A 12,160-nucleotide genomic window follows, 5' to 3' on the forward strand; every position below is an offset into this window, starting at 1 on the left:
GTCGCGGTGGTCGGGGATGGCGCACTCACCGGCGGCATGTGCTGGGAGGCGCTGAACAACATCGCCGCGACCCGGCGTCCGGTGATCATCGTGGTCAACGACAACGGCCGCAGCTACGCGCCCACCATCGGCGGTGTCGCCGACCACCTGGCCTCGCTCCGGCTGCAGCCGGCGTACGAACATATGCTGGAAAAGGGCCGCGACGTGGTGCGCTCGATGCCGCTCTTCGGCAAGATCGCCTACCGCTTCATGCACAGCGTCAAGGCCGGCATCAAGGACTCGCTGTCGCCGCAGCTGCTGTTCACCGACCTGGGCCTGAAGTACGTCGGCCCGGTCGACGGCCACGACGAGCGCGCGGTGGAGGCGGCGCTGCGCCATGCCCGCGGCTTCGGGGGCCCGGTGATTGTGCACGTCGTGACCCGCAAGGGCATGGGGTACGCCCCGGCCGAAGCAGACGAGGCCGAGCAGATGCATTCGACCGTGCCGATCGATCCGGCCACCGGGCAGGTCACCAAGATCGCCGGCCCGGGCTGGACCAAGGTCTTCGCCGACACGCTGATCGAGTACGCCAAGCAGCGGCGCGACATCGTGGCGATCACCGCGGCGATGCCCGGCCCCACCGGGCTGACCGCATTCGGGCAACGCTTCCCGGATCGCCTGTTCGACGTCGGCATCGCCGAGCAACACGCGATGACGTCGGCGGCCGGGCTCGCGATGGGCGGCATGCACCCGGTGGTCGCGATTTATTCGACGTTCCTGAACCGGGCCTTCGACCAGATCATGATGGACGTGGCGCTGCACAAGCTGCCGGTCACCATGGTGCTGGACCGGGCCGGGATCACCGGTTCGGACGGCGCCAGCCACAACGGCATGTGGGACTTGTCGATGCTGGGCATCGTTCCCGGCATGCGGGTGGCGGCACCCCGCGATGCCACCCGGTTGCGTGAGGAACTCGGTGAGGCGCTCGACGTCGACGACGGGCCGACGGCGATCCGGTTTCCCAAAGGCGATGTGGGCGAAGACATTCCGGCGCTGGAGCGCCGATCGGGCGTCGACGTGCTCGCGGTGCCGACCGCCGGGTCGAACCACGATGTGTTGTTGGTGGCCGTCGGCGCATTCGCGCCGATGGCGCTGGAGGTGGCCAAGCGGCTACACAACCAGGGGATCGGCGTCACGGTGATCGACCCGCGTTGGGTGCTGCCCGTGTCCGACGGTGTCCTCGACCTGGCTGCGCAGCACAAGCTGGTCGTCACGTGCGAGGACAACGGCGTCAACGGCGGTGTGGGTTCGGCGGTTTCGGCCGCGCTGCGCCGGGCTGACATCGACGTCCCGTGCCGCGACGTCGGATTGCCGCAGGAGTTCTACGAGCACGCCTCGCGGGGCGAGGTGCTGGCCGATCTGGGGCTGACCGACCAGGACGTGGCCCGCCGCATCACCGGTTGGGTTGCCGCGCTGGGCAGTTCGCTGACCGAAGCCGAGATCCGCGAGCACCTCGACTAAGCGCCGGCGCCTTTCGCCGAACGTGAAGCCAATGCGATTTTGAGCTCGATTTTTCGCAGTGGTTTCACATTCGGCATCGGTGCGCCTCTAGTCATCGGTGTCCGCCGGCGGCCGCAGCGCCTCCGCCAGCGCGGGGTCCACGAGCTCGCGCTGCCAGGTCCGGGCGTGGCCGGCGCACAGGAACCCGTCGACGGCGTCGAGCGTGTCGGCCGCGCCCTGCTGGATGTCCTGCCAGTCCCAGCACAGCCGTCGCACCAGGTCGGGTGAGACCAGGTTCTCGGTGGGAACGTGGACGCGCTCGGAGACCTCCGACAGTGCCGCCCGGGCCGCCTCCCGCCGGGCGGCGGCCTCCGGTTTGCGTCGGCTCCAGCGCGCCGGCGGCGGCGGCCCGTTCGGTGGCTCGATGTCGTCGGCGGGGTTCCGGTTTTCCCGGGCCGCCTCCAGCGCCGCCAGCCACGTCGCGGCGCTGCGCCGCTGGTTGCGCCCGCCGAACACGGGCAGGGCCACCAGGTCGTCGACCGTCTTCGGATCGGCGAGGGCGGCGTCGATGATGGCCGAGTCCGGCAGGATGCGCCGGGGCGCGATGTCGCGGCGCGCCGCGATGCGGTCGCGGGTGGTCCACAGTTCGCGAACCGCGGCCAGGCCGCGTGGGTCACGCACCCGATGGATCCCCGACGTGCGCCGCCAGCGGTCGCGCCGCGACGCCGGCGTCTCCCTGAGGCCTTCGGTGCGCAGGTAGTCGAATTCCTGTGCGGCCCAATCGGTTTTGCCTTCTTTGGCCAGGACGTCGGCGATCGATGCGCGCAGTTCGATGAGCAGTTCCACGTCGAGCGCGGCGTAGTTCAGCCATTCGGCGGGCAGTGGTCGCTTGGACCAGTCGGCCGCGCCGTGTCCCTTGGCCAGCCCCAGGCCCAGCAACCGCTGGACCATCGTCGCCAGGTTCACCCGCTCGAACCCGGCCAGCCGCCCGGCCAGCTCGGTGTCGTACAGCGCCGGCGGACGCATGCCGACCTCGGCCAGGCACGGCAGATCCTGATCGGCGGCGTGCAGGATCCACTCGTCGGTTGCGAGCACCTCGGCGACGGGGCGCAGCGCGGTCACCGGGTCCGCGCCGTGGCTGACCGGGTCGATGAGCACGGTGCCGGCCCCGGCGCGCCGGACCTGAATCAGGTAGGCCCGGTTGGAGTAGCGGAAACCCGACGCGCGCTCGGCGTCGACGGCGAACGGCCCGCGGCCCGCGTCCAGGCGCCGCGCGGCCGCCTTGATCTCGGCGACGGTGACGGACAGGTCGGGAATTCCGTCGGTGGGGTGCAGGAGCGGCGTGGGGCTGGGTTCGGTGCCGCCGGGCGCATCGGCCGCGGGTTCGCCCATGTCAGGCGCGTGACCGGGAGCCCAAGTCGGTGACTCCGGTCGGTGGTAGGCCCGCGGCGTGCTCCAGCACGTCGCAGAACGCCTCGACGTGAACTCCGACCCCCGGGTCGGTCGCCGTCCAGGATGCCCGCAGCTCCAGCTGGTGGGCGCGGGGCGGTCCGGAGATGTCGCCGTAGCGGACCGACGTGGTGGCGGTGACGGTGCCGCCGAGGGCGGTGACGTTGTCGGTGTGGGACTCCAGCGCATCGACCAGCCAGCTCCACGCCACCTCCGGCAGCAGCGGATCGACGGCCTCGCTGGGGTCCAGGTCGGCCTGGATGTAGGCGACCAGGCGGATGGTGCCGTCCCAGGCGTCGGCGCCGTCCGGGTCGTACAACAGGATCAGCCGGCCGAAGGCGTCGCCCTCCGAGCGCTCGGGCACAACCTCGACGTCGGGGTGCTTGACCTCGGCCCCCAGCGCGTAGCTGTAGGGCGCCAGGCGCTGCGGCGGCCGAATGGGGCCCAGCTCGATCTCCGCCCGCGCGGTCACGGCGTTCATCGCCGCCACCGCCTCGCGGAATGGGGCCGGTTCAGCAGAGGTCACAGCGTTTGACGGTAGACCTACCCCTCGACACGCCGAAACAGGCGCGCCGATTCCCGCGCGCGTCGCGACCAACCCGTTACCAGCCCGCATCGCGCCTGCTCAGCCCGCACTTCCGCCGGAAAATCGCGCCGGACGCTTCTCGCGATGCGCGGCGAGGCCTTCGCGCACGTCGGGGCCGCCGAAACTGAGAAATTCCAGGCCAAGCGACGTTTCGAAGGTGGGAGCGAACATCCGGTACCAGTGGTTGAGGCTGCGTTTGGTCCAGCGAATCGCGTGTTGGGCGCCCTGCGCCAGGTTCTCGGCGAGGCGGGTCGCCGTCGGCAGGACGTCGTCGTCGTCGACGCAGGTGGAGACCAGGCCGATGCGCTCGGCCTCCTCGCCGAGCAGCGTCTCGCAGGTGAGCAGGTAGTACTTGGCCTTGGCCATGCCGACCAGCAGCGGCCAGCAGATCGCGGCGTGGTCGCCGGCCGCCACCCCGAGTTTGGTGTGCCCGTCGATGATTTTCGCGGTCCGGCCCGCCACCGAGATGTCGGCGAGCAACGCCACCACCAGGCCGGCGCCGACGGCCGGGCCGCGGATCGCGGAGACCACCGGCTTGTCGAAGTTGACCATGTTGAGCACCAGATCGCGGGCCTCCCGCATGATGCGGATCCGGCCCTCGAATTCGCCCATGGTTTCTTCGATCAGGTCGAAGCTGCCGCCCGACGAGAACGCCTTGCCCTCGCCGCGCACCAGCACGACGCGCACCTCGGGATCGCGGTCGATCACCGGCCAGATGTCGGCGAGGTCGCGGTGCATCTGCGGCCCGACCGAATTCAGCCCGGGGGCGTCTAGAACCAGCGTCAGCACGCCGTTCTCGCCGGTTTCGCACCGAAGGCTGGGGAACTCCCCGTAGTTGACTGGCATCGGGTTGATGTTACGCAAGCGAATGCCGGGCCTCGTGGCAGCATTGAGGCCAATGAAGGACCCCGACAACCCCGCTCGCACTCGTCGCGAGCTTCCCGAGTCGCCGTACCTGGCCGCCGTCACCGGACGCAAACCCAACCGGGTGCCGGTGTGGTTCATGCGGCAGGCCGGCCGCTCGCTGCCCGAATACCGGGCGCTGCGGGAGCGACACAGCATGCTGGCGGCCTGTTTCGAGCCCGAGGTGGCCTGCGAGATCACCCTGCAGCCGATACGCCGCTACGGCGTCGACGCGGCGATCCTGTTCTCTGACATCGTGGTGCCGCTGCGCGCCGCGGGTGTCGATCTGGACATCGTCACCGACGTCGGCCCGGTGATCGCACACCCGGTGCGCACCGACGCCGACATCGACACCGTGAAACCCCTTGACCCACAAGCGATCCAGCCGGTCTATGACGCCGTTTCGCTTCTGGTTGACGCGCTGGGCGACGTTCCGCTGATCGGCTTCGCCGGCGCGCCGTTCACGTTGGCGTCCTATCTGGTCGAGGGTGGCCCGAGCCGCAACCACCCCCGCACCAAGGCGATGATGCTGGCCGAACCCGCGAGCTGGCACGCGTTGATGTCGAAGCTGACCGATCTCACCGTTGCGTTCCTGCGCGGCCAGATCGGCGCCGGCGTCGACGCCATCCAGGTGTTCGACTCGTGGGCGGGCACCCTGTCGCTGGCCGACTACCGCCAATACGTGCTGCCGCACAGCTCCCGGGTGTTCGCCACCCTGTCCGAGTGCGGCGTGCCGATGACGCACTTCGGGGTCGGCACGGCCGAGTTGCTGGGCGCGATGTCGGCGGCCGGTGCTTGCGCGGTCGGGGTGGATTGGCGAACGGCGCTCGCCGACGCCGCCACCCGCGTCGAACCCGGCACCGCGCTGCAGGGCAACCTCGATCCGGTGGTGCTGCTGGCCGGCTGGCCGGTGACCGAACGCGCCGCACGCGCCGTCGTCGATGACGGGCGCCGCGCCGTCGACGCCGGCGCCGCGGGCCATGTGTTCAACCTCGGCCACGGGGTACTGCCGGAGACCGACCCCGGCGTGCTGACCGAGCTGGTGGCGCTGGTCCACTCGCTATGACGCGCTCGTATTGTGTTGTGGGCGGCGGAATTTCGGGACTGACCGCGGCCTACCGGCTGCGCGCGGCGGCCGGCGACGACGCTGCGATCACGCTATTCGATCCGGCCGAGAATCTCGGCGGGGTGCTGCGCACCGAGCTGGTGGCCGGGCGGCCGATGGACCTGGGGGCCGAGGCGTTCGTGCGGCGCCGGCCCGAGATGCCGGCGCTGCTGGCCGAACTGGGGCTATCGGGGCGACAGCTGACCACCACCGGCGCCCGGCCGTTGATCTACAGCGGCCACGAGCTGCACCCGCTGCCGACGGCCACGGTCGTGGGGATTCCGTCGTCGGGGTCGTCGCTGGCCGGATTGGTCGACGACGCGACCATCGCGCGCATAGATGCCGAACCCGGCCGCACCTTGGATTGGCACCCGGGCGGCGACCCCGCGGTGGCGGAATTCGTTGGCGACCGGTTCGGCGAACAGACCGTGGCTCGCTCGGTGGACCCGCTGCTGGGTGGGGTGTACGCGGGCTCGGCGGCGACGATCGGGCTGCGCGCGGCCGCGCCCACCGTGGCGGCGGCGCTGGACCGCGGTGCGACCAGCCTGGCCGACGCGGTCGCCCAGGGGTTGCCGCCGGCCAGCGACGCACCCGTGTTCGGCGCGCTCGACGGCGGCTATGGGGTGCTGATCGACGAGCTCGTGCGGCGCGGCCGGCCGCGGTGGGTCCGCGCCGCGGTGGACCGGCTCGAACGGGCCGGGCGCGGCTGGGCACTGCTCGACGACACCGGCGCTTCTTGGCACGCCGACGCCGTGATCCTCGCGGTTCCGGCGCCGCGGGTGGCGCGGGTGCTGGCCGAGATCGCCCCACGCAGCGGCGCCGCCGCGAGCCGGATCGGCAGCGCGTCGTCGGCGGTGGTGGCGCTGGCGGTGCCGGGCAGCACGCCGCTTCCCGAGTGCTCCGGGGTGCTGGTCGCCAGCGGCGAGCGCCTGCACGCCAAGGCGCTCACACTGTCGTCGCGCAAGTGGGGGATCGCGGGCGACACGCAGTTCCTGCGGCTGTCGTTCGGTCGCTACGGCGACAACCTGGCCTCCAGCGCCTCCGACGAGCAGCTGCTGTCCTGGGCGGTCAGCGACCTGGCCGCGGTGTTCGGCCTGGACGTCGAGCCGGTCGATGCGCGGGTGCGGCGCTGGATCGACGCGATGCCGCAATACGGGCCTGGCCACGCCGACGTGGTCGCCGAGGTGCGCGCCGGGCTGCCGCCGACGCTCGCCGTGGCCGGCGGCTACCTCGACGGGATCGGCGTGCCGGCGTGCGTCGGGGCGGCGGGCCGCGCCGCCGAGCGCGTGATCAGGGCCGTCGAGGCCGCGGATGCGGAAGTGGCACGATAGGTTTCATGGCCAAGCTTGACTATGACGAGCTGAATTCGCAGCTTCGCTACCTGATGTTCTCGGTGTTCTCGGTGCGTCCCGGCGAGCTCGGCGAGCAGCGCGACGCCGTGATCGATGACGCGTCGACGTTTTTCAAGCTGCAGGAAGAGCGCGGCGTGGTGGTCCGCGGCCTCTACGACGTGTCGGGCCTGCGGGCCGACGCCGATTTCATGATCTGGACGCACGCCGAGCGCGTCGAAGCGCTGCAGGCGACCTACGCCGACTTCCGGCGCACTACCACCCTGGGGCGCGCCTGCTCGCCGGTATGGAGCAGCGTGGCGCTGCACCGGCCCGCCGAATTCAACAAGAGCCACATCCCGGCGTTCCTGGCCGGCGAGGAGCCGGGTGCCTACATCTGCGTGTATCCGTTCGTGCGGTCCTACGAGTGGTACCTGCTGCCCGACGAGGAGCGCCGCCGCATGCTCGCCGAGCACGGCATGGCCGCCCGCGAGTACAAGGACGTCCGGGCCAACACGGTGCCGGCGTTCGCGCTCGGCGACTACGAATGGATCCTGGCCTTCGAGGCGCCCGAGCTGGATCGCATCGTCGACCTGATGCGCGAGCTGCGGGCCACCGACGCGCGACGCCACACCCGCGCGGAGACGCCGTTTTTCACCGGGCCGCGGGTGCCCGTCGAGCAGCTGGTGAATGCGCTGCCGTGACAACACAATTCGACCCCACCGACCCGACCCGTTTCGAGCAGATGTACCGCGACGAACGGCTGTCGCACGGCCTGCCCACCGCCACGCCGTGGGACATCGGCGGCCCGCAACCGGTGGTGCAGCAGCTCGTCGCGCTGGGCGCGGTCAAAGGCGAGGTGCTCGACCCGGGCACCGGCCCGGGCCATCACGCGATCTACTACGCCTCCAAGGGCTACGCGGCGACCGGGATCGACGGGTCGGAAGGCGCGCTGGAGCGGGCCCGCGAGAACGCGCGGAAGGCCGGGGTGTCGGTGAACTTCGAGCTGGCCGACGCGACGAAGCTGGACGGGTTCCACGGCCGGTTCGACACGGTCGTCGACTGCGCCTTCTACCACACCTTCAGCACCGATCCGGAGCTGCAGAAGTCCTACGTGCAGGCGCTGCGCCGGGCCACCAAGCCCGGCGCGCGGCTCTACATGTTCGAGTTCGGTGAGCACGACGTCAACGGCTTCAAGTTGATGCGGTCGTTGTCCGAGAGCGACTTTCGTGACGTGCTGCCGCTCGGTGGTTGGGAGATCACCTACCTGGGCCCGACCACCTACCAGATCAACATGAGCGTCGAGACCATCGAGTTGATGGCCGCGCGCAACCCCGACATGGCCGAACAGGCGCAGACGCTGCTGGAGCGGTTTCGGGCGATGGAGCCATGGCTGACCAATGGGCGGGTGCACGCGCCGTTCTGGGAATGCCACGCCACCCGCGCGGACTGACGCCCGTCTCGCTAGCGCCTTCGCCGAGGCTGTAAATCTGCAGAGAAAGTGCGAGTAGAGGCCTGCAGAATTACAGGCTCGGCGTGAAAACTCTGCGCTATGTTCCCGCCGGGACCAGGCGCAGCGAGATCGAGTTGATGCAATAGCGCTGATCCGTGGGCGTGGGATAACCCTCGCCGGCGAACACGTGGCCCAGGTGACTGTGGCAGCTGGCGCACAGCACCTCGGTGCGCGTCGTGCCCATCGAATGGTCGGGACGGAGTATCACCGCGTCGGAGTTGGCCGGGTCGAAGAACGACGGCCAGCCGCAGTGCGATTCGAATTTCTCTGTGCTGCGGAACAATTCGGCCCCGCACGCCCGGCACTGGTAAACGCCCTCTGTTTTGGTGTCGGTGTACTCACCGGTGAACGGCCGCTCGGTACCGGCGCGCCGGAGCACCTGGAACTCCTCCGGCGTGAGTTTTTGGCGCCACTCGTCGTCGGTCAGGCGCAGCTTCGGGCTAGTCATGCATCCACGCTAGCTCGCTCCGGCTTGGGCGTCAGCCACGCGGGATCGATCCCGTCGTCGAGGCGGTCCTCGGCCTTGGCGTCCAGATACCGGAAGTACAGCACCGTAAACGTCACGATCAGCAGCAGCGACCAGCCGTAGGTGATCTTCAGGTATTCCAGGGCGCGGCCGTATCTCATCCAGTTGAACAGCAGCCAGCGGTCCAGCGTCATGAAGCCATAGATCCCCAGCCACGCCGGCCAGTTGCGGATCACCGAGTTGCGCAGCACGACGGTCATCAGGAAGGGGAACAGCATCATCGAGTAGTAGCCCTGGGCCAGCGACAGCACCAGGAACGACCACAGCAGCAGCACGCCCGTCGACGTGGTGAACCAGAACAGCGGGTCGCGGGTGCGGTAGTAGCGGAGCAGCCACAGGGCGCCAATCGCGATCAGCGTGAACAGGATTCGCAGGAACACGATCAGCCAGGTGGGCAGCCCGAAGTACACGCCGTTGCCCTCGATCGAGCTGTTGAAGTAATCGCGGGTGCCCATGATGTACGGCACCGTGCGGGTGACGAAGTCCATTGGGTCGCTCACCAACGGCCAGGCGGCCAGGTTGATGACGACGGGGACCGCGAACGCCGGCACCAGCGTCCGCCACTGCCGGTTCAGCAGCGGCAGCAACAGCAGCGGCCCCAGCACGGGTTTGAGCGTCAGCGTCAGGCCGATCGCGAACCCGGCCCACCATTGTCGGCTCACCCTGCCGTCCAGCAACCAGCGCAGGAACAGCATCTCGGCGAGCAACACGCAGCCGTTGATGTTGGTGAACACCAGCGTGTTGGTCACGGTCTCGGTGCAGAACATCGCCAGCAGCAGGGCGGGGGCGGCCACCGAGGACAGCGTGAACTTGAACAGCCGCAGCAACAGGTACCAGGCGATCAGGATGGCGATGGTGTTGATCAGGATGAACAGGTAGCGCGACGGCGCGAACGGCAGGTATCCGAACGGCGCCATCAGCAGCGTGCCGCCCGGGGGATACAGGTAGTGCGGGTCGACGTAGTCGAAGTGCTCGTTGTAGATGTCCCAGCCGCGCCGGAAGTTCAGCACCGCGCGGTAGACCGGCTTGAAATCGTCGGTGATGTTGCCGTTGGTGGTGACCACGATGCTGCGATGCAGGACCGACAGGATGGCCACCGGCCACAGCGCCGACCGCAATATCGTCGCCGTACTCGGTGCGCCGGTGCGGGGTCGAAAGGCGTCGGAGAGCGCGGTCACCAGCGCACCGTACACCGGGGGGAGGGGACCAAGTATCAGGCGGGGCAGTAGGTGTCGGTTCCGGGCAGCTTGCCGCTGTTGAGATAGCCGATCAGCGGCGGCACCGCGCACGGCGAGTAGATGCTGGCGCCGTGGCCGATGCCCTGCCACATCACCCGCTTGCTGGCGGCGTTGGCGTTGATGATCGTGGCGGCGGTCGCGGCGACCCCTTCGCTGCCCACGATCGGGTCGTTCTGCACGCCGGAGAGCAGGACGTCGACCTTGAGCTTCTTCGGCGGCGCGGGCGGCGAACCGGTGGGCCAGTGCACGCATTTGACCAAGTTGAGCGCGGCGACCGTGCCGAACTGCGGGTAGAGCTTGCCCCACGCGACGACCAGTTCGCGAACCCGGTCCGGGGTGGGGCGGTTGATCGCATCGCTGCAGGAGTTGACGAACTGGCCGTCAGAGTCCTGGGTGGCATCGGCGTGGTTGATCAAGCTGTTCAGCTGGTTGGCGTCACCGGAGCGCGCCGCCGACAACGCGTTGGCCAGGCTGGTGGTGGCGCCGACGCGGCCGCCGGACGGGAAGCCCAACGCGACGGTCACGGCGTTGGCGACCTGCGCCACCGACGCGCCGCCGGGCCCCTTGCCGGCGCGGGCGTCGGCCAGCAGCGCGCTGACGGCACCCTTGGGATCGGCGCCGAGCGCGCAGTTCACCGCAATGCACTGCGCGGCGAACGCGTCGAGCGCGGCCTGCTGGCCCTTGACCTGTTGTTCGGCGGCCGCTTCGGCGTTGACGCCCAAGGCAATTGGCGAGTCGAGGATCAAGCGCGCGACCTTGTCGGGCCGAGATGCGGCATAGGCCAGCGCCACCTGGGCGCCGTTGCCGATGCCGACGAGAGCGACGGCCGGCACGTCCCACAGGCTGCGCAGGCGCTCGATGTCCGACGCGGCGTGTGCGTTGTCGTAGGCGTTGTCGCCGGGCGCGATGGCGTCGGTGCAGTTCGTGGTCGCGGTGTTGGCGATGTCGGACAGGTTGGCGACCGGGTCGTCGCCGGTCTGGAATTGCGCCTGATCGCGCATGGCCGTGCGGGCGAAATGATCCCGGCAGTCGATCGGGCTCGACATGCCGATGCCGCGGCGGTCCACCGCGACGATCGGGTGGGTCTGCAGGACGTCGCCGCCCGCCTGCGAGAGCCAGACCGGCAGCTGCGCCGAGGACGCCAGGTCGGAACCGGTGGTGAAGACGAGGGGCCCGGCGTCCTTCGGGGTCTGGCTCGACCGCGCGCGGACCACACCGATGGTCACGGTCCCGGACCCGCCGTTGACCGGGTCGAGGTCGGCGTCGTAGTTCGCGCAGTCGAGTTGGATCCCAGTCGGGGGCCGCAGCGCCGCGTCGTTGAAAAGCTGCGACGTGCAGTCGTGCCAGGACAGGTCGTTCTTGGGCGCCGCGATCGGCGGCGGACCGGGCGGCGGCGGCTTCGTCGTGGCCGCGCCCTGCGGGCGGGCACCGGAATTCGTGGCGAACCGCGGGTCGGCGCCCAGGCCCGGGACGCAGCCGGCGACCAGGACGCTCGCCGCGACCAGGATCGCCGCGGACGCCAGCTGCCGACTCATGCCGACCACAGTAGCTAGACCTTCACGTAGCGGGTGTATAGGTAGCCGGCGTCGTCGCCGAGAACATGCGCGCAGCGCATCGGCCTCAGCACCTGGCCCGGGCCGGTCGCGATGCGCCGGGCCAGGCCGCCGACCACGTAGGGCGCGATGGTCAGGCACAGCTCGTCGAGCAGGTCGCGTTGCACGAACGCGCCCAGCAGCATCGGCCCGCCCTCGGTCAGGACGCGGCGCATGCCGCGCGCCCCGAGGATCGCCAGCAGCGCGGCCTCGTCGACCCTGTCCGGATCGCTGGCGGAGCAGTCGATCACCTCGGCAAGACCGGAGAGCCGGCGGCGTGTCGCATCGGCGGCCGCCGTGCAGGTGAGCACCAGCGGTGACACTTCGGTACGGGTGAACACCGCCATGTCCCGGTCGAGGTGACCCGATTTCGTCACGATCGCCAGTTGCGGGACTTCGCTTTGCGCGCGGGCCTGCCGCCGCTGGCGTTGGACGGCGCCC

The 12,160-nt window shown here is 70.0% G+C and carries 12 protein-coding genes; 5 read left to right on the forward strand and 7 right to left on the reverse strand.

All coding sequences use genetic code 11. The features are described from left to right. Positions 1 to 1,500: 1-deoxy-D-xylulose-5-phosphate synthase (locus A5736_RS04115; RefSeq protein ID WP_076244676.1), on the forward strand; the 1,500-nt coding region annotated here is incomplete at its 5' end. Between the two features lie 87 nt (positions 1,501 to 1,587). Here A5736_RS04115 and A5736_RS04120 read toward each other — a convergent pair. The 3 genes from A5736_RS04120 to A5736_RS04130 all read right to left on the reverse strand — a co-directional run bounded on the left by A5736_RS04120 (position 1,588) and on the right by A5736_RS04130 (position 4,360). After that, positions 1,588 to 2,871, reverse strand: a complete 1,284-nt coding sequence (locus A5736_RS04120; RefSeq protein ID WP_076244678.1) for a ribonuclease D — start codon at positions 2,869 to 2,871, stop codon at positions 1,588 to 1,590. A gap of 1 nt (position 2,872) precedes the next feature. Next, on the reverse strand, positions 2,873 to 3,409 hold the full coding sequence (locus tag A5736_RS04125) for a DUF3000 domain-containing protein (RefSeq protein WP_233147926.1): 537 nt from the start codon (positions 3,407 to 3,409) through the stop codon (positions 2,873 to 2,875). Between the two features lie 144 nt (positions 3,410 to 3,553). Further along, on the reverse strand, positions 3,554 to 4,360 hold the full coding sequence (locus tag A5736_RS04130) for an enoyl-CoA hydratase/isomerase family protein (protein ID WP_076244680.1): 807 nt from the start codon (positions 4,358 to 4,360) through the stop codon (positions 3,554 to 3,556). A 52-nt stretch (positions 4,361 to 4,412) separates the two neighbouring features. Between A5736_RS04130 and hemE the strand changes: the two genes are divergently transcribed. The 4 genes from hemE to A5736_RS04150 are packed head-to-tail and all read left to right on the forward strand — an operon-like array spanning position 4,413 to position 8,303. Continuing rightward, positions 4,413 to 5,483: a uroporphyrinogen decarboxylase gene (gene hemE / locus A5736_RS04135; protein ID WP_076244681.1), complete on the forward strand. Its 1,071-nt coding sequence runs from the start codon at positions 4,413 to 4,415 to the stop codon at positions 5,481 to 5,483. Continuing rightward, a complete protein-coding gene (locus A5736_RS04140) occupies positions 5,480 to 6,853 on the forward strand; it encodes a protoporphyrinogen oxidase (RefSeq protein WP_076244683.1) in 1,374 nt (457 codons plus the stop codon). Before hemE ends, A5736_RS04140 begins: the two co-directional genes overlap by 4 nt. Before the next feature lie 5 nt (positions 6,854 to 6,858). After that, on the forward strand, positions 6,859 to 7,554 hold the full coding sequence (gene hemQ / locus A5736_RS04145; protein ID WP_076115827.1) for a hydrogen peroxide-dependent heme synthase: 696 nt from the start codon (positions 6,859 to 6,861) through the stop codon (positions 7,552 to 7,554). After that, complete coding sequence (locus A5736_RS04150) at positions 7,551 to 8,303, forward strand: class I SAM-dependent methyltransferase (protein WP_076244684.1); 753 nt, start codon at positions 7,551 to 7,553, stop codon at positions 8,301 to 8,303. The genes hemQ and A5736_RS04150 overlap by 4 nt, the downstream gene beginning before the upstream one ends. 97 nt (positions 8,304 to 8,400) lie before the next feature. Here A5736_RS04150 and msrB read toward each other — a convergent pair whose 3' ends face one another. The 4 genes from msrB to A5736_RS04170 all read right to left on the reverse strand — a co-directional run. Continuing rightward, entirely contained in the window at positions 8,401 to 8,811 is a 411-nt protein-coding gene (gene msrB, locus A5736_RS04155; protein ID WP_076244686.1) for a peptide-methionine (R)-S-oxide reductase MsrB, read from the reverse strand. Then, positions 8,808 to 10,082 carry an arabinofuranan 3-O-arabinosyltransferase gene (aftC, locus tag A5736_RS04160; protein WP_076244687.1) on the reverse strand — a complete coding sequence of 425 codons (1,275 nt, stop codon included), beginning with the start codon at positions 10,080 to 10,082 and terminating at the stop codon, positions 8,808 to 8,810. The genes msrB and aftC overlap by 4 nt, the downstream gene beginning before the upstream one ends. A gap of 20 nt (positions 10,083 to 10,102) precedes the next feature. After that, positions 10,103 to 11,662 (reverse strand): alpha/beta fold hydrolase, encoded by a 1,560-nt coding sequence (locus tag A5736_RS04165; RefSeq protein WP_076244689.1) that lies wholly within the window; start codon positions 11,660 to 11,662, stop codon positions 10,103 to 10,105. Between the two features lie 14 nt (positions 11,663 to 11,676). Further along, positions 11,677 to 12,160 (reverse strand): pyrimidine reductase family protein (locus tag A5736_RS04170; RefSeq protein WP_139333124.1); only part of this gene is annotated, 484 nt, incomplete at its 5' end.

Origin of the sequence: Mycobacterium sp. SP-6446 (genome assembly GCF_001954045.1) — a bacterium.
Classification (GTDB): Bacteria; Actinomycetota; Actinomycetes; order Mycobacteriales; family Mycobacteriaceae; genus Mycobacterium.